A 15,529-nucleotide genomic window follows, 5' to 3' on the forward strand; every position below is an offset into this window, starting at 1 on the left:
CCGCTTTCTCAAGCAGTGGCTCCCCCGACGTCCTGCCAGTCGCCCTGAGGACGTCGGGGGAGCCACTGCTGCATTTCGGGTGAGGTACCCAGCGTGACGACCTACCGCCAAGTCCTGCTCACGCCGCGGGTCGCGCCCCTGCTCGGCGCCGCGCTGTGCTCCCGGCTCGCCGAGCAGATGTTCACGCTGGTGCTGGTCTTCCACGTGCTCGACGTGTTCGGGTCGGCGGCACTCGCCGGTGTCGTGGTGTTCGCCGCGGTCGCGCCGGGCCTGATCATCAGCCCGCTGGCGGGTGCCCTCCTCGACCGCGCCGGGGTGGTGCGGTCGATCGTGGCCGACCTCGTGGCGAGCGCGGTGCTGGTGGCCGCGCTGGCGTTCGCGCCGGCCTCCGTCGCGCTGGTCCTGGTGCTGGCGGCGCTGTACTCGCTCACCAGCCCGCTGAACATCGCCGGGGCGCGCGTGCTGCTGCCGAGGCTGGTGCCCCGTCCCGCCGCCGAACGGGCGAACGCGCTGGACTCCGGCCTGTTCAACCTGGTCGAGGTGCTGGGGCCGGTGCTCGCGGGCACGGTGTTCGTGCTGGCCGGTGGGCGGACGGCCCTGCTCGTCGTCGCCGCGCTCTACCTCGCGGCCTGCCCGCTCATGCTCCTGCTGCCGCCGGACCGTCCCTCGCACGCGGTGCATCCGCCGCTGCTGCGTTCCACTTTGGACGGCGTGCGCTACGTCCTGACTCATCCCGTGCTCCGGGCGCTGGTCGTGTCCTACGGCCTCTACCAGGTCGCCTGGGGTGTGCTGGTGGTGGCGGTGCCGACGGTGGCCGGTGAGGCGTGGGCGGGTGTGCTGTGGGGTGCGGCCGGACTCGCCGGGCTCGTCGGCGCCCTGATCGCGGGGCACGTCCTGCGCGAAGGCCGCGAACGCGTGGCGATGATCATCGGCACCGCGGCCACGGCGGTCGCGGTGCTGGTCGCGAGTATCGGCATGATCGGGCTGGCCGTCGGGCTGGTCGTGGTCGGACTGGTGTCCGGGCTCGTCAACGTGGGTCTGCTGACGCTGCGTCAGCGTCGTACGGATCCGGGCAGGCTCGGGCGGGTGCTGGCGGTGTCGATCAGCCTCAACGTGCTGGGCATGCCTATCGGTTCGGCCGTCGGGGGCTTGCTGCTCGAGAGGTCACCCGTGCCGGCGTTCGCGACGGCGGCGGTCGCGGCGGTGCTCAGCGCGGTGGCGGTGTGGGCACTGGTGCCCCGAGCCGACGGACCGTGATCGCCGCCGGCTCGAGCGAGGGTCGTCGGACTGCTCACGGAACAAGGGCGGCGAGCTGCTCCTTGTCCTGGATCACGTGGATCGCGACGATCTGCCCGTCGCGCACGGTGAAGGCCATGAGCGAGAACGGCACGCCGTCCACCCGCGCGATGAAGCCGGCCTCGCCGCCGATGACCGCGAACTCGGCGGCCGCCATGGTCGCGTACCTGCTGAACAGGGCGGCCCGGCCGGCGACGGTGCGCCCGCCGATGACCTCCAGGGCGCCCGCGCGCAGCACGGCGTCCGGGTGCAGCACCGCGACCAGGCCTTCGAGGTCGCCCTCCCGGGACGCCTTGAGGAACGCCCGCACCACTTCGCGCTGGGCGGGCAGGTCGACGTTCGGCTGAGGCCGGTCCTGCACGCGCTTGCGGGCGCGGGACGCCAGCTGCCGGGCCGCCGCCGGGGTCTTGTCGATCAGCGGCGCGATGTCGTCGAACGGCACGGCGAACATGTCGTGCAGCACGAACGCCAGCCGCTCGTCGGGCTTGAGCGAGTCGAGCACGATCAGCATCGCGAGCCCGACCTGGTCCTTCGCGACGGCCTGCTGCTCGGGCTCCTCCCCCGTCTCGATCACGGGGTCGGGCATCTCGAACGCGTGCTCCCGCCTGTCGCGCAGCATGTTCAGGCACACCCGCCCGACGACGGTCGTGAGCCACGCGGCCGGGTTCTCGATCTGCGAGGTGTCGGCGCGCTCGACGCGCAGCCAGGCGTCCTGCAGCGCGTCGTCGGCTTCGGCGAACGACCCGAGCATGCGGTGGGCGATGGCGCGCAAGCGTGTGCGCTCCTGCTCGAACTCCGCGATCACAGCTTCCCCCTGTGGCCTGGCGCACAGCCTGTCACGTTCCCCGGCGCCGCCGGGTCGACGGTGCGACGACTTATCCAGGAGGGTAATCGTGAAGATCCTCGTGACCGGCGGCACCGGCACTCTCGGCAGGCACGTGGTTCCGCGGCTGCGCGAAGCCGGGGCGGACGTGGTGGTGCTGAGCAGGCACGGCGACATCGCCTGCGACCTGCTCGGTGACGTCCCGCCGATCGAGGCGGACGTCGTGGTGCACCTCGCCGGCGGGCAGAAGGGCGACGACGTCGCGACCCGCAACCTGCTCGCGGCCTGCCGGGGCGTCCGGCATTTCGTGTACATCTCGGTGATCGGTGCCGATGCCGTGCCGCTGGCGTGGCTGCGCACGAAGCACGCGTGCGAGGAGGCGGTCGAGGCGTCGGGCATCCCGTTCACGATCCTGCGCGCGGCCCAGTTCCACGACCTGACGCTGACGATGGTGCGCGGCCTCGCGAAGCTGCCGGTCGTACCGGTGCCGGGAATGCGGCTGCAGCCGGTGGACGCGCGTGACGTGGCGGCGCGGATCGCCGGACTGGCGCTGCGACAGCCCGCCGGACGGGTGCCGGACCTCGCCGGGCCCGCGGACTTCGAGCTGCGCGAGCTCGTGCGCGACTACCTGACCGTCGCGGGCAAGCGCCGGCTCACGGTGCCGGTGCGGCTGCCGGGCCAGGCAGGGAAGGCGTACCGGGGCGGGCGGAACCTGACGCTGGACGGCGACCGCGGCACCCGCACGTGGGAGGAGTTCCTGGCCGGTCGGTAGTGTCCTGGCAACGTGACCGAACTTCTCGCTGATCAGAACCCGCTGCCGTCCGGTGTGGACTCCCGGCTGCGTGAGCACCTCACGTTCCTCATCGAGGTCGACCGGCTCAAGACCGTGCTGCGCGCGTCTCCTCTCGCGGCGGCGGACAGGCGCGAGAACGACGCGGAGCACTCGTGGCACCTCGCGTTGATGGTCATGACGCTCGCCGAGTACGCCGACGAACCGATCGACGTCGGCCACACGATGAAGCTCGTGGTGGTGCACGACCTCGTCGAGATCTACGCGGGTGACACGCCGATCTATGACACCGCGCTGGGCGAGAGCCAGCAGGAACGCGAGGAGGCCGCCGCCGACCTGCTGTTCGGCATCCTGCCCGACGACGCGGGCCGCGCGCTGCGGGCGTTGTGGGACGAGTTCGAGGCGCGGGAGACGCCGGAGTCGCGGTTCGCGAAGGCCATGGACCGGCTGCAACCGTTGCTGCTCAACTGGATGGCGAAGGGCGGGACCTGGCGGACACCCGGCGTGACGGCGCAGGACGTACGCGCTCGCAAGGCCGTGATCGGCGAAGGCTCGACGGCGCTGTGGCAGGCGGCGCTGCAGCTGATCGACGAGGGAGAGCGGCGCGGCTGGGCCCGGAGCTGACACCGAGGGGGCCACGTCGCCGTTGACGTGGCCCCCTCGGCAGCAGAACTACAGAACGGCGCGCAGCTTGTCCGCGATGACCGCGATCCGGCCGAGCACACCGTTCACGAAGCGCGGCGAGTCGTCCGTGGACAGGCCCTTGGCGAGCTCCACGGCCTCGTCGATGGCGACCGCGTCCGGCACGTCGGACGCCCACAGCAGCTCGTACAGGCCGAGGCGCAGGATCGCGCGGTCGACCGCCGGCATGCGCTGCAGGGTCCAGCCCTCGGCGTGCTCCGAGATGAGGTCGTCGATGCGCGAGCGGTTCGCTGTGACGCCCTCGACCAGCGTGACGGTGTAGTCGTTCACCGGCGGGACGTCAGGGGACCCGACGCGCGAAGCCAGCAGCGTCACTGCGTCGCTGCCCAGCAGGTCGGCTTCGTAGAGGAAGTCGACCGCGCGCTTTCGGGCCTTGCTCCGAGCACCCATCAGGACTTGTCGCTGATGCGGCCGAGGTAGCGGCCGTCGCGGGTGTCGACCTTGATCTTCTCGCCGGTCGTGACGAACAGCGGGACCTGGATCTCGGCGCCGGTCTCGAGGCGGGCGGGCTTGGTGCCACCGGTGGAGCGGTCGCCCTGCAGGCCGGGGTCGGTGTGCTCGATCACGAGCTCGACCGACGTCGGGAGCTCGATGAACAGCGGGACGCCCTCGTGCGTGGCGACCATCGCTTCCTGGTTCTCCAGCATGTAGTTCGCGGCGTCACCGACGGTCTCGGCCGGAACCGGGATCTGGTCGTAGGTGTCACCGTCCATGAAGATGAAGTCGGTGCCTTCCTTGTACAGGTAGGTCATGCCGCGCTTGTCCACGGTGGCGGTCTCGACCTTGGTGCCCGCGTTGAAGGTCTTGTCGACGACCTTCCCGGTCAGCACGTGCTTCAGGGTCGTGCGCACGAAGGCGCCACCCTTGCCGGGCTTGACGTGCTGGAACGCGGTGACGGTCCAGAGCTGGCCGTCGAGGTTCAGCACCAGGCCGTTCTTCAGGTCGTTCGTGGTGGCCACGGTGGGATTTCTCCTGTGTAGGACGGGGGTGTCAGACGACCACGAGTTCCTTCGTGGTCAGGGTGAGGAGCTCCGGGCCGCTTTCGCGGACCACGAGGGTGTCCTCGATGCGGACCCCGCCCCGCCCCGGCAAGTAGACGCCGGGCTCGACGGTGACCGCCATACCGGCCGAAAGTGTACCGGCACCCGCCTTCGACAACGCCGGTGCCTCGTGGATCTCCAGCCCGACCCCGTGACCGAGGCCGTGCAGGAAGTCGCCCCCGTGCCCGGCCTTCTCGATCACCTCGCGCGACGCGTGGTCGACGTCGCTCACCTTCACGCCCGGCTCGAGCGCGTCGCGGCCCGCCGCCTGCGAGCGCGCTACCAGGTCGTACAGGTCGCGCTGCCAGTCCGCGGGCTTGCCGAGCACGAACGTGCGGGTCATGTCGGAGTGGTAGCCGTCGACCAGCGCGCCGAAGTCGAGCTTGATGAGGTCGCCGGTGTGCAGCGTCGCGTCCGTCGGCGAGTGGTGGGGCACGGCCGAGTTCGCGCCGAACGCCACGATCGAGGAGAACGACGGGCCCTCGGCGCCGTGGTCGAGCATGCGGCTCTCCAGCTCGCGCGCGACCTCGCGTTCGGTGCGGCCCGCGCGCAGGCCGCCGTGCCCGATCAGCGCCGCGAGCGCGCGGTCCGCCGCCGCGCACGCCATCCGCAGCGCCTCGATCTCGACCTCGTCCTTGACCAGCCGCAGCTTCTCGATCAGGCCACCGGCCTTGTGCAGCTCCGCCTTGCCGGCGGCCGCCGTCAGCTCGTCCAGGCCGTCGACCGTGACGTGGTGGCTCTCGAACCCGAGCCTGCCCTTCGCCCTGCTCGCGAGCGCGGTGTCGCACGGCCGGTCGATCACCCGTTCCAGGTCCGGCACCTGTTTCGCCGACTGGGTGAGATAACGGCCGTCGGTGCAGAACACCGTGGTGTCGTCGCCGCTCGCGCCGATCAGCACGGCGGCGTTCGATCCGGTGAACCCGGTGAGGTACCGGACGTTCAGCAGGTTCGTCACCAGTAGTGCGTCCAGATCTGCGGTCTGGAGCGCTTGGCGCAATGCGGTGCGGCGTGCGGCGTACGACGACATGTCTCGCAGCGTACGGCCAGTCCTAAGCTGTCCGCATGCGTCCTTGGTTCGTCCGTGCGTTGTGGATGGGGCTCCTGCATGGAGCTGTGCAGACCGGCGTGGCGGCCGTGGGCGTGCGCAGCCCCGAGGCCTCCTCGATCCGGCCGATCGCTCTCGGCCTCCTGATCGTCGCCGCGGTCCTCTGGGGTGCCGTCGACACGCTGCGCGATCTCGACGGGCGCGGCATGCAGTGGTTCATCGCGTCGCTGATCGCGGGCCCGTTCGCGGGTGCGCTGGGCGTGATCGGGTCGGCGTTGCTGGTCGACCAGACCGGGCAGGAGGCGCTGTGGGTGGCGCTGACGGGCGGGGCCGCGTTCACGGCGTTGCTCGTGCTGGCTCCGGCGGGACTCGGGATGCTGCTCGGCGGGTTCCTCGCGAAGAAGGACCCGGCTAGTCCGCGGAACTGACGGTCAGCAGGTAGCGCGCCGAGGTGCTGAAATCGCCCGACGCGCCCTTGACCACCAGTTCGTGCTCGCCCGGCTTGAGCGGCGGGATCCACGCCCACAGCCCGCACCCCTGCGCGGCCACGCGTCCCTCGCGCTGCCCCATGACGTTGCCCTTCGCGGCCTGGTAGGTGATCGCGACCGGCGCGATCCGCCGCAGCTCGACGAGCTGTCCGTCGAGCGTCACCGAGCCCTTGGCGGCCTCCATGAACGCCGCGCAGTTCGCGTCCGTGGAGGCGAGGTTGAGCGCGGGACCGGCGAGCGGGCGACCGGCGGGCACCGGGCACCGGCGGTGCACGGCGCCTCCGAACGTGCCCGCGAAGAACCACACGTCCTCCGGCTGGTTCTCCGCGCACCACTGGCCGGTGTCGTCGACCACGGGGTTGCGGTTCTCCGGGCTCGACGCCGCCCACGTCCACCACTTCGCCTGCAGTTCCTGATCGGAGAACTGCTCGCTGGTGAGCGTCGTCGCCTCACTGCTGACGGGTGTGGGCTCCGGCGCGGCCGCGCAGCCGGCCAGGAGCAGGGCGAACGCGGCGATCAGCAGTCTCGGCACGAGCGGCATCCTCACACGTTCAGGCGGCTACCAGCTCGATTTCGAAGCCGTCGGAATTCTCCAGGAACGCCGCGTAGTGGTCCGGTCCTCCCGCGTGAGGATGCCTGTCCGCGAACATGAGCCTCCACCCGTTCGCCTCGGATTCCCGGGTCAGGCGGTCGACGTCCTCCCGGGTTCCCGCGTGCAGGGCGAGGTGGTTCAGGCCCGCTCTCATCCGGTCGTACGGGCCGGTCATGGCCGGGGACTGCTCGACGACGACGTAGGTGCCGCCGAGCTTCCAGCTGACCCCGGCGTCCCAGCGCTGGTGCTCGGTCCAGCCGAGCTGGGTGAGGATCCACCCGAACGTGGCCTCGGCGCGGGCGAGGTCCGGGACCCACAGTTCCACGTGGTGGAGCAACGGTTTCCCTTCCGTGTCCGGCCAGATCGGGAAGGTACACGCTCGACGCGGGCGACGTTGGTTGCGCGAGGATCGGCTTCATGAAGATCGTCTCGAACACCGAGCGCCCCGACCTCCAGGGCCCCGCCCAGGCCTCGCTGCGGGACGGCTGGCACGCGCGACGGCGGTGGCTCTGAGCTGGGACGGCGAGACGTCGGCGCTGCCCTGCGGAGGGTACGACGGTGCTTTGGTCGCGGCGGTCACCGAGCACGAGAGCGGCGTCGTGCCCGACTCGTTGTGCGTCGTGGCGGCGACCGTGCGGGCCGATCGCACCGGAGGCGGACTGGCGGGAAAGGTGCTCACCGCTCTGCGTGAGCGGGCCGCGGACGACGGACTGCTCCGGGTGATCGTGCCCGTGCGGCCGACGCTCAAGGCGACCTACCCGGTGACGTCGATGGAGGACTTCCAGCGCTGGTCACGTGCGGACGGCCTGCACCTCGACCCGTGGATCCGCACGCACCAGCGGCTCGGCGCCACCATCCTCGGGCCCGCGCCCCGGTCGATGGTGGTGACCGGGAGCGTTGCCGAGTGGGAGCGGTGGACCGGGATGGCGTTCCCGCAGAGCGGACGGTACGTCGTCGCGGGCGGGCTGGACCTCGTCGCGATCGACCGGGAGCGCGACCAGGGCGTCTACGAGGAGACGAACCTCTGGATGCGCCACCCGGTGCGCGCTACTTCTTGAAAGACAGCCAGCGCAGGGCGAGCAGGTAGCCCTCGACGCCCAGGCCGACGATCACGCCGCTCGCGACCGCCGAGATGACGCTGTGGTGCCGGAACTCCTCGCGCTGGTGGATGTTCGAGATGTGCACCTCGACCAGCGGCGCGGTCAGCTGCGAGCACGCGTCGCGCACCGCGATCGAGTAGTGCGTCCAGGCGGCGCCGTTGAGGACGACCGGGATCGACGCGTCGGCGGCCTCGTGCAGCCACTTGACCATCTCGCCCTCGTAGGCGGTCTGGCGGACCTCGACGTCGAAGCCGAGCTCCTTGCCCTCGGCGACGCACATGTCGACGAGGTCGGCGTGCGTGGTGCTGCCGTAGATGAGCGGCTCGCGGGTGCCGAGGCGGTCGAGGTTCGGGCCGTTCAGGACGAGGACCTTCACAGCAGCACCTTCCCCGAGCCGGTGGTCGGCTCGGCGGCGACGGCCGAGTACGCGGCGGCGATCAGGGCCGGGTCCGGGCCTTCGAGGCGGCCGGGCTTGGCGAGGCCGTCGAGGACGACGAAGCGGAGCACGCCCGCCTTGTTCTTCTTGTCGACCTTCATGCCCTCCATGAGCTGCGGGAGGGCCTCCGGGTCGTACGTCGTCGGCAGGCCGAGCAGCTGCAGGACGCGCTTGTGGCGGTCGGCCGTCTCGTCGTCGAGGCGGCCGGCGAGGCGGGCCAGTTCGGCGGCGAAGACCAGGCCCACGCTGATCGCGGCGCCGTGGCGCCAGCGGTAGCGCTCGCGGCGTTCGATGGCGTGGCCGAGGGTGTGGCCGTAGTTCAGGATCTCGCGCAACGACGACTCGCGCAGGTCCGAGGTCACGACGTCGGCCTTGATCTGGATCTTGCGGCGGACCAGCTCGGCCAGCACCTCGCCGGTCGGGTCGAGGGCCAGGGCCGGGTCGGCCTCGATGAGGTCGAGGATGACCGGGTCGGCGATGAAGCCGCCCTTCACGATCTCGGCCATGCCGGCGATGAGTTCGTTGCGCGGCAACGTTTCCAGCGTCGCGAGGTCGACGAAGATCGCGTCCGGCTCGTAGAACGTGCCGACGAGGTTCTTGCCCGCGTCGGTGTTGATGCCGGTCTTGCCGCCGACCGCCGCGTCGACCATGCCGAGCAGCGTCGTCGGGATGTTGACCAGCCGCACGCCGCGCATCCACGTGGACGCGACGAAGCCCGCGAGGTCCGTCACCGCGCCGCCGCCGAGGCCGACGACGACGTCCGAGCGCGACAGGCCGATCTTGCCGAGCACGTCCCAGCAAAAGCCGGCGACGGCGAGGTCCTTGCCGTCCTCGGCGTCCGGGACCTCGACGCGGTGCGCGTCGGCGCCCACGGCCTTGAGCTCGTCGACCAGCACCTTGGCCGTCTCAGCGAGGGTCGGCTGGTGCACGATCGCGATCTTGGCGGTGCCCTTCAGGAACTCGACGATGTCGCCGAGCAGGCCGCGGCCGACCACCACGTCGTAGGGCTTCTCCGCGGCGACCCGGATGCGCACGGGCTCGGTCATGCTTCAGCTCCCTTGATCACCGCGTCGGTCACCTGGTGCGGGTCCAGCGAATCCGTCAGGACCTCGATCGTCGCGACCTCGCGGTACAGCGGCAGGCGCGCGTCGAGCAGCGCCTTGAACGTGGCGCGCGGGTTGATGCCGGACAGCAGCGGCCGCGAGGACGACAGCCCGGTGCGGCGCACGCCCTCCGCCATGCCCACGTTCAGGAACACGACGGTGTGCTCGCGCAGGCGCTCGCGGGTCGTCGCGGACAGGACCGCTCCCCCGCCCAGGGCCAGCACGCCCTCGTGCTCGACTAGCGCCTTCGCGACCGCTTCCTCTTCGATGGCGCGGAAAGCGGGCTCACCGTCGGTGGTGAAGATGTCCGAGATGGGCTTGCCGGCGAGCGCGACGATGTCCGCGTCGACGTCGCGGAACGGCACGCCGAGGCGTGCGGCCAGCAGTTCGCTGACGGTGGTCTTCCCGGCTCCGGGAGGACCGACCACCACGTACCGGGGGCTCACATGCCCTCCCAGCGGGCTTCCAGCGCCTTGAGGTACGCGTGGGCGTTGCGGCGCGTCTCGTCCAGCGAGTCGCCGCCGAACTTCTCCAGCGCGGCCTCGGCCAGCACCAGCGCCACCACGGACTCCAGCACCACACCGGCGCGCGGCACGGCGCAGACGTCCGAACGCTGGTGGATCGCGACCGCGGGCTCACCGGTGCGGACATCCACAGTGGACAGTGCGCGCGGCACGGTCGAGATGGGCTTCATCGCCACGCGGGCGCGCAGGATCTCGCCGTTGGTGATGCCGCCTTCGAGGCCACCGGCGCGGTTCGAGCGGCGCGTCACGCCGACCGGGCCGCTGCCGCGGTCGATCTCGTCGTGCGCCTGCGAGCCCCAGCGCTTCGCCGAGGTGAAGCCGTCGCCGATCTCCACGCCCTTCATCGCCTGCACGCCCATGAGGGCGGCGGCCAGGCGCGCGTCGAGGCGGCGGTCCCAGTGCACGTGCGAGCCCAGGCCCGGCGGCAACCCGTAGACGAGCACCTCGATGACGCCGCCGACCGTGTCACCGGCCTCCTTGACGGCCTCGACCTCGGCGACCATCGCCTCGGTGCCGCGCTGGTCGAAGCACCGCACCGGCGACTCGTCGATCGCGGCCAGGTCGTCGGGCGTGGGCAGCGCGGCGTCCTCGGGCGTCTCGGCCTTGCCGATGGACACCACGTGACTCACGATCTGCACGCCGAGCAGCTGCTGCAGGAACTGCCGGGCGACCGTGCCCAGCGCGGTGCGGGCCGCGGTCTCACGGGCGGAGGCGCGCTCCAGCACCGGACGGGCCTCGTCGAAGCCGAACTTCTGCATGCCCGGCAGGTCGGCGTGGCCGGGGCGCGGGCGGGTGAGCGCCTCGTTGCGGCCGGTGGGCTTGAGCAGGCTCGGGTCGACCGGGTCCGGCGACATGACCGTCTGCCACTTGGGCCACTCGGAGTTGCCGATCGTGACCGCGACCGGACCGCCCTGGGTCTTGCCGTGGCGGACGCCGCCGAGGATCTCGACCTCGTCCTGCTCGAAGCCCATGCGCGGCGAGCGACCGAACCCGAGCCTGCGGCGCCCGAGCTGGGCGACCAGGTCGTCGGTGGTCACCTCCACCCCTGCGGGCATGCCCTCCAGGACGGCGACGAGGGCGGGGCCGTGTGACTCTCCAGCGGTGATCCAGCGCAGCACGTTCACAATCCTTTCACAGCGTCGTCAACGCCCAGGTGGCGGCCAGCAGGCCAGGCCCGTGCGGCACGGCGCGCCGGCGCCGGAGCGCGGCGACGGCCAGGGTGACCGCACTGGACAGGATCGCCGCAGGTAGGAGCGCCGGCAACGGAAGCGCCGCACCGAGTCCGAAAGCGAGCTTCACGTCGCCGCCGCCCATCAGTGCGGGCCGCAGCCGCCGCACGGCGAGATGTGCGCCACCGAAGACGAGCGCCGACAACGCCGCGGCTCCCAGCCCGTGGAACTGCAGGAGCAGCAGCGCGGCACCCAACGGGAGGGTCAGCGCGTCCGGCAACCGGTGGTGTCGCAGGTCGATCGTCGCGAGCACGATGCCGAACCAGGCCAGCAGGTACGACGAGGGTGGAGCGTCCAGGACGGCGGCGACCGTCCACAGCGAACCCAGGACGAACGCGAGCAGGACCGTGGTCATGACACCACGGTCCTGCTCGGGGCGACCGGGTACGAGTTCCGACCCGTCGTGAACGGTCCGTTCACGCTGGCCTTCACACCGCCCCGGTCAGGGCTGGGAGAACGGTTCAGCGAGACCAGTCGAACAGGGCGTCGCCCGCCACCACGTCCGCGTCGAGAGCCAGGTCGCCGAGCACCTCGGCGGACGCGTCGAGCGCGACCACCGGGCAGATCGGCGCGAACCCGGCCGCCTCGACCTCGGCCGGGTCCCACGTCACGATCTTCTGACCGGCCTGGACCTGCTCGCCCTTGACGACGTGGAGCTCGAAGCCCTCGCCCTTGCGCTTCACGGTGTCGATGCCGAGGTGGACCAGGATGGCCGCCCCGTCACCGTTGGCGACCACGAACGCGTGCGGGTGCAGCGTGACGACGGTGCCGTCGAGCGGTGACACCACATCGGCCTTCGATCGAACCGGTTCGACGGCCACGCCGGGTCCGACCATCGCCTCGGCGAAGACCTGGTCCGGAACCGCGGAGAGCGCGACCACCCGGCCCGCCACGGGGCTGCCGACGCGCAGGCTCACAGCAGGTCCTCGATGTCCGACGCGATGGTGTCCGCCTCGGGGCCGACGACGACCTGGACGACGTTGCCGGAACGCATGACTCCGTGCGCTCCCAACGCCTTCAGCGCCTTCTCGTCCACGACGGAACCGTCTTCGAGCTCGCACCGCAGGCGGGTGATGCAGGGCTCGATCTCGATGATGTTGTCGCGCCCGCCCAGCGCCTCGAGGATCTTCTGAGCCTTCTCGTCAGCCACGTTCGTACCTCTCGTTCCCGTAACAGCGGTTGACACCCGCTCGGTGCGCGGAGCATTCTCCCGCACCAACTGGTCTAGACCGGAAAGTACCACTAGCGAGGAGGTGAGCGGATGAACGAGATCGTGGACGGGCCCAAGCCGAAGCACGCGCAGCTGCGCGAGATCCTGCGGCGGCTGGCAGAGCAGGATCTCGCTCCCGGCTCACCGATCCCGTCCGAGCGCGATCTCGCCGAGCGGTACGGAGTCTCTCGCATCACCGTGCGGGCCGCGGTCGGCCAGCTGGTCGCCGAAGGCCTGCTCACGCGGGCCAAGGGACGTGGGACGTTCACCGCCAAGCGGCGCTACGACCTGCAGCTGTTCCTGGCCTCGTTCACCTCGGACATGAAGGCGCGCGGGGTCGAACCCAGCACCGAGGTGATCAGCTGCGGCCAGGCGGCACCCGGCTCGAAGGCCTCGCTGGGCCTCGAGTCCGACGAGTACGCGTACCGCGTCGTGCGGCTGCGCAAGGCCGACGGTGCACCGTTGGCGCTCGAAGCCGGCTGGTACAGCCCGCACATGCTTCCCGAACTGGACCGCTGCGACCTGACCGGATCGATCTACGAGATCATCGCGACCCGGTACGGAATTCAGCTCGACCACGCGCGGCAGACCGTGTGGGCCGAGACCGCCGACGCGGAGACCGCGAAGGCGCTCGACGTCCGCAAGGGCAGTCCGCTTCTCGTGTTCAGGAGGGTCGCCAGCTCCGACGGGCGGCCCTGCGAAGACGTGACCTCCTGGTACCGGGGCGATCTCTACCAGGTGACCATGCAACTGGACCGGACCGTCCCGGGTACCGGACCCAACTCCGCCAAGGGAGGAACCCGATGAGCACGGACGCCGCAACCGGTGGTCGTGAGATCAAGGGCCTCGCCACGTTGCAACGCTTCGGTCGCAGCCTCATGCTGCCGATCGCCGTGCTGCCCGCGGCAGGCCTGCTGCTCCGCTTCGGTCAACCCGACATGCTGGGCAAGGACGGCCTGGGCTGGAACGCCGTCGCCTCCGTGATCGGTGCGGCGGGCGACGCGCTGTTCAGCAACCTCGCGCTGCTGTTCGCCGTCGGCATCGCCGTCGGTTTCGCACGGCGCGGTGACGGCTCCACGGCGCTCGCCGGCGTCGTCGGCTACGTCGTGCTGACGAGCGTCTTCAAGGCGATGTCGCCGCTGGTCCTCGACCAGCCGACCGACCCGGCCGCCAAGCCCGAGGTGATCAACTACGGTGTCCTCGGCGGTATCGTCGTAGGCCTGTTGACCGCCTTGCTGTGGCAGAAGTACCACCGCATCAAGCTGCCCCCGTACCTCGCGTTCTTCGGTGGCCGCCGGTTCGTCCCGATCATCGTCGCCGGTGTCATGACGATCGTCGGCGTCCTGCTCGGCCTGGTCTACCCGTGGTTCGACGCGGGCCTGACCGCCATCGGTGAGTGGGTCACCGGCAGCACGATCATCGGTGCCTTCATCTACGGTGTCGTGAACCGCCTGCTGATCCCGCTGGGTCTGCACCACATCGTCAACAACGTCGTGTGGTTCCAGTTCGGCGAGTACAACGAGAAGACCGGCGACATCCCGCGCTTCCTGGCGGGCGACCCGACGGCCGGCACGTTCCAGACCGGCTTCTTCCCGATCCTCATGTTCGCCCTCCCGGCAGCCGCGCTCGCGATCGTGCACACCGCGCGTCCCAGCCAGCGCAAGCTCATCGGCGGCATCATGGGCTCCGCCGCTCTCACCGCGTTCATCACCGGTGTGACGGAGCCGCTCGAGTTCGCGTTCATGTTCGTGGCGTGGCCGCTGTACCTGATCCACGCGTTCCTGACCGGTACGTCGCTCGCGATCTCGAACGCGCTCGACGTCCACTCGGGCTTCTCGTTCTCGGCCGGTGCGATCGACTTCATCCTGAACTGGAACATCTCCCAGAAGCCGTGGATGCTGATCATCCTGGGCCTGATCTACGGTGCGATCTACTACTTCCTGTTCCGCTTCGTCATCACCAAGTGGAACCTGAAGACGCCGGGCCGCGAGGACGACGAGTCCCCTGAGGCCGACGAGAGCATCGTCGGCGGCAGTGGCGACACGGCGGTGCGTGAGAAGCAGAAGCGCACCACCGACGAACAGCAGTAAGCGAACCAGCTCTACCGGGAGGAACCATCATGGCCGAGCGACGGGTCACCGTGGCCAGCAAGGTCGGACTGCACGCCCGGCCTGCCGCACTGCTGGCGAAGGCCGCCGCCGACCAGCCGGTGACGGTCAGCATCGCCAAGGACGGCGGCGAAGCCGTTGACGCGGCGAGTGTTCTGGGTCTGATGACCCTGGGCGCCATGCACGGTGACGAGGTGGTGCTCAGCGCCGAGGGAGAGGGAGCGGACGCCGCTCTCGACGCCATCGCCGAGCTGATCGCCACCGATCACGACGAGTGATCCCGGTCGTGAGTGGTCTTGATCGCCCCGACGGCCGAGACCACTCACGACCCACCCGAAGTGCAGCACCACACCCGCGGTCACGACGCCGGCCGAGGCCGACGGCGTGGCCTGCGGGTAGCTCACCATCAGCCAGACGCCTCCCACGGCCAGCGCGGGCGGCACGATCAGCCCCGCGGTCCACCTGCGCAGCACCAGGAACGCGAGCGTCGAGACCAGCAGCGCCGCGCCGAGCGTGTCGCTGAACCGGTGCCAGCCGAGCGACACCGTCTCCGCCGCGACCGCCCCCGCGCCGAGCGCCCCGGGCACCGCCACGACCAGCGCGAACCGCTTGGGCACCGCCATCGTCACCGCGATCACCGAGGCCACCGCGGCCGTCGTGTGCCCACTCGGGAAGCTGTTGTGCACCAGGACCGCGTCGTCGTCGAGCGGCGGCCGCACCAGCACGTAGAGCTTCAGGACCTGTGCTCCCAGCACCGAACCGCCGAGCAGCAGCAACGGCGTGAGCGACTTCTTGCGCGCGAAGAGAACCACGAGGACGGCGGCGACGATGATCGCCATGTCCACGTTGGACGCCCACGAGCGTTGGAGCGACAACTCGGGCAACGCGGCGTTCTCCGCCTTCTGCCCGAACGACGTCCACACCAGCGCGAAGTACGTGAAGAGGAATCCCAGCAAGCTTCCGGCCATGGGTTCGACACTCCGCGAGCCGGTCCACGGGAACGTCCACGCCATGTCATGGTTCCGCTACAGATCCGGCGCCGG

21 protein-coding genes and 1 pseudogene are annotated in these 15,529 nt (G+C 70.6%); 8 read left to right on the forward strand and 14 right to left on the reverse strand.

Annotated features, from left to right (window positions below):
* Nucleotides 1–93 precede the first annotated feature (93 nt).
* Nucleotides 94–1,257, forward strand: a complete 1,164-nt coding sequence (locus tag AB0M48_RS34420) for an MFS transporter (protein ID WP_363849817.1) — start codon at nucleotides 94–96, stop codon at nucleotides 1,255–1,257.
* A 34-nt stretch (nucleotides 1,258–1,291) separates the two neighbouring features.
* Here AB0M48_RS34420 and AB0M48_RS34425 read toward each other — a convergent pair whose 3' ends face one another.
* Nucleotides 1,292–2,101 (reverse strand): sigma-70 family RNA polymerase sigma factor, encoded by an 810-nt coding sequence (locus AB0M48_RS34425; protein ID WP_363849818.1) that lies wholly within the window; start codon nucleotides 2,099–2,101, stop codon nucleotides 1,292–1,294.
* 88 nt (nucleotides 2,102–2,189) lie between these two features.
* Here AB0M48_RS34425 and AB0M48_RS34430 point away from each other — a divergent pair, with 88 nt between their 5' ends.
* Nucleotides 2,190–2,891: an NAD(P)H-binding protein gene (locus AB0M48_RS34430; RefSeq protein ID WP_363849820.1), complete on the forward strand. Its 702-nt coding sequence runs from the start codon at nucleotides 2,190–2,192 to the stop codon at nucleotides 2,889–2,891.
* A 12-nt stretch (nucleotides 2,892–2,903) separates the two neighbouring features.
* Nucleotides 2,904–3,533, forward strand: a complete 630-nt coding sequence (locus AB0M48_RS34435) for an HD domain-containing protein (protein WP_363849822.1) — start codon at nucleotides 2,904–2,906, stop codon at nucleotides 3,531–3,533.
* 48 nt (nucleotides 3,534–3,581) lie between these two features.
* Here AB0M48_RS34435 and nusB read toward each other — a convergent pair whose 3' ends face one another.
* Genes nusB through AB0M48_RS34450 form a run of 3 tightly spaced genes read right to left on the reverse strand, consistent with a single transcriptional unit; the run spans nucleotide 3,582 to nucleotide 5,678 of the window.
* A complete protein-coding gene (gene nusB / locus AB0M48_RS34440) occupies nucleotides 3,582–4,001 on the reverse strand; it encodes a transcription antitermination factor NusB (RefSeq protein WP_363849823.1) in 420 nt (139 codons plus the stop codon).
* Nucleotides 4,001–4,570 carry an elongation factor P gene (gene efp, locus AB0M48_RS34445; RefSeq protein WP_319983021.1) on the reverse strand — a complete coding sequence of 190 codons (570 nt, stop codon included), beginning with the start codon at nucleotides 4,568–4,570 and terminating at the stop codon, nucleotides 4,001–4,003. Before efp ends, nusB begins: the two co-directional genes overlap by 1 nt.
* Nucleotides 4,571–4,601: 31 nt before the next feature.
* Complete coding sequence (locus AB0M48_RS34450; protein WP_363849825.1) at nucleotides 4,602–5,678, reverse strand: Xaa-Pro peptidase family protein; 1,077 nt, start codon at nucleotides 5,676–5,678, stop codon at nucleotides 4,602–4,604.
* 35 nt (nucleotides 5,679–5,713) lie between these two features.
* On the opposite strand from AB0M48_RS34450, the gene AB0M48_RS34455 reads away from it, so the two are divergent.
* A complete protein-coding gene (locus AB0M48_RS34455; protein ID WP_363849827.1) occupies nucleotides 5,714–6,124 on the forward strand; it encodes a B-4DMT family transporter in 411 nt (136 codons plus the stop codon).
* Here the strand turns inward: AB0M48_RS34455 and AB0M48_RS34460 are convergent.
* Nucleotides 6,108–6,716: a hypothetical protein gene (locus AB0M48_RS34460; protein ID WP_363849829.1), complete on the reverse strand. Its 609-nt coding sequence runs from the start codon at nucleotides 6,714–6,716 to the stop codon at nucleotides 6,108–6,110. The genes AB0M48_RS34455 and AB0M48_RS34460 overlap by 17 nt on opposite strands.
* Nucleotides 6,717–6,735: 19 nt before the next feature.
* Complete coding sequence (locus AB0M48_RS34465) at nucleotides 6,736–7,101, reverse strand: VOC family protein (protein WP_363849831.1); 366 nt, start codon at nucleotides 7,099–7,101, stop codon at nucleotides 6,736–6,738.
* A gap of 178 nt (nucleotides 7,102–7,279) precedes the next feature.
* On the opposite strand from AB0M48_RS34465, the gene AB0M48_RS34470 reads away from it, so the two are divergent.
* Nucleotides 7,280–7,834 (forward strand): Long-chain-fatty-acid--CoA ligase, encoded by a 555-nt coding sequence (locus AB0M48_RS34470; protein WP_363849833.1) that lies wholly within the window; start codon nucleotides 7,280–7,282, stop codon nucleotides 7,832–7,834.
* On the opposite strand, the gene aroQ is transcribed toward AB0M48_RS34470, so the two are convergent.
* The 7 genes from aroQ to AB0M48_RS34505 form a co-directional block, all read right to left on the reverse strand.
* A complete protein-coding gene (gene aroQ / locus AB0M48_RS34475; RefSeq protein WP_363849835.1) occupies nucleotides 7,824–8,252 on the reverse strand; it encodes a type II 3-dehydroquinate dehydratase in 429 nt (142 codons plus the stop codon). The genes AB0M48_RS34470 and aroQ overlap by 11 nt on opposite strands.
* On the reverse strand, nucleotides 8,249–9,358 hold the full coding sequence (gene aroB, locus AB0M48_RS34480) for a 3-dehydroquinate synthase (protein ID WP_363849837.1): 1,110 nt from the start codon (nucleotides 9,356–9,358) through the stop codon (nucleotides 8,249–8,251). The genes aroQ and aroB overlap by 4 nt, the downstream gene beginning before the upstream one ends.
* Entirely contained in the window at nucleotides 9,355–9,861 is a 507-nt protein-coding gene (locus tag AB0M48_RS34485) for a shikimate kinase (RefSeq protein WP_363849839.1), read from the reverse strand. Before AB0M48_RS34485 ends, aroB begins: the two co-directional genes overlap by 4 nt.
* Nucleotides 9,858–11,057 carry a chorismate synthase gene (gene aroC / locus AB0M48_RS34490; RefSeq protein ID WP_363849840.1) on the reverse strand — a complete coding sequence of 400 codons (1,200 nt, stop codon included), beginning with the start codon at nucleotides 11,055–11,057 and terminating at the stop codon, nucleotides 9,858–9,860. Before aroC ends, AB0M48_RS34485 begins: the two co-directional genes overlap by 4 nt.
* Nucleotides 11,058–11,070: 13 nt before the next feature.
* Complete coding sequence (locus tag AB0M48_RS34495) at nucleotides 11,071–11,523, reverse strand: prepilin peptidase (protein ID WP_363849843.1); 453 nt, start codon at nucleotides 11,521–11,523, stop codon at nucleotides 11,071–11,073.
* 106 nt (nucleotides 11,524–11,629) lie between these two features.
* A complete protein-coding gene (locus tag AB0M48_RS34500) occupies nucleotides 11,630–12,085 on the reverse strand; it encodes a PTS glucose transporter subunit IIA (RefSeq protein WP_363849845.1) in 456 nt (151 codons plus the stop codon).
* Entirely contained in the window at nucleotides 12,082–12,318 is a 237-nt protein-coding gene (locus AB0M48_RS34505; RefSeq protein WP_090005969.1) for a PTS glucose/sucrose transporter subunit IIB, read from the reverse strand. Before AB0M48_RS34505 ends, AB0M48_RS34500 begins: the two co-directional genes overlap by 4 nt.
* 111 nt (nucleotides 12,319–12,429) lie before the next feature.
* Between AB0M48_RS34505 and AB0M48_RS34510 the strand changes: the two genes are divergently transcribed.
* From AB0M48_RS34510 to AB0M48_RS34520, 3 genes are read left to right on the forward strand one after another with little or no spacing between them, the layout of a single operon-like run.
* Nucleotides 12,430–13,185 carry a GntR family transcriptional regulator gene (locus AB0M48_RS34510; protein WP_319983009.1) on the forward strand — a complete coding sequence of 252 codons (756 nt, stop codon included), beginning with the start codon at nucleotides 12,430–12,432 and terminating at the stop codon, nucleotides 13,183–13,185.
* Nucleotides 13,182–14,468: a PTS transporter subunit EIIC gene (locus AB0M48_RS34515; protein ID WP_363849848.1), complete on the forward strand. Its 1,287-nt coding sequence runs from the start codon at nucleotides 13,182–13,184 to the stop codon at nucleotides 14,466–14,468. Before AB0M48_RS34510 ends, AB0M48_RS34515 begins: the two co-directional genes overlap by 4 nt.
* Before the next feature lie 29 nt (nucleotides 14,469–14,497).
* The gene (locus AB0M48_RS34520) at nucleotides 14,498–14,764 is read left to right on the forward strand and encodes an HPr family phosphocarrier protein (protein WP_363849918.1); all 267 of its coding nucleotides are present in this window, start codon (nucleotides 14,498–14,500) and stop codon (nucleotides 14,762–14,764) included.
* Nucleotides 14,765–14,962: 198 nt separating this feature from the next.
* On the opposite strand, the pseudogene AB0M48_RS34525 reads toward AB0M48_RS34520, so the two are convergent.
* Nucleotides 14,963–15,499: pseudogene (locus tag AB0M48_RS34525) on the reverse strand (phosphatase PAP2 family protein); the annotation flags it as partial.
* Nucleotides 15,500–15,529 lie beyond the last annotated feature (30 nt).

Source organism: Lentzea sp. NPDC051208 (genome assembly GCF_040682435.1).
GTDB classification, from domain to species: Bacteria; Actinomycetota; Actinomycetes; order Mycobacteriales; family Pseudonocardiaceae; genus Lentzea; species Lentzea kristufekii.

Coding starts and splice junctions, on each gene's coding strand:
- AB0M48_RS34520 (WP_363849918.1), top strand. CDS start 14,498: ATGGCCGAGCGACGGGTCACCGTGGCCAGCAAGGTCGGACTGCACGCC.
- AB0M48_RS34450 (WP_363849825.1), bottom strand. CDS start 5,678: ATGTCGTCGTACGCCGCACGCCGCACCGCATTGCGCCAAGCGCTCCAG.
- aroB (WP_363849837.1), bottom strand. CDS start 9,358: ATGACCGAGCCCGTGCGCATCCGGGTCGCCGCGGAGAAGCCCTACGAC.
- AB0M48_RS34455 (WP_363849827.1), top strand. CDS start 5,714: ATGCGTCCTTGGTTCGTCCGTGCGTTGTGGATGGGGCTCCTGCATGGA.
- nusB (WP_363849823.1), bottom strand. CDS start 4,001: ATGGGTGCTCGGAGCAAGGCCCGAAAGCGCGCGGTCGACTTCCTCTAC.
- AB0M48_RS34510 (WP_319983009.1), top strand. CDS start 12,430: ATGAACGAGATCGTGGACGGGCCCAAGCCGAAGCACGCGCAGCTGCGC.
- AB0M48_RS34515 (WP_363849848.1), top strand. CDS start 13,182: ATGAGCACGGACGCCGCAACCGGTGGTCGTGAGATCAAGGGCCTCGCC.
- AB0M48_RS34495 (WP_363849843.1), bottom strand. CDS start 11,523: ATGACCACGGTCCTGCTCGCGTTCGTCCTGGGTTCGCTGTGGACGGTC.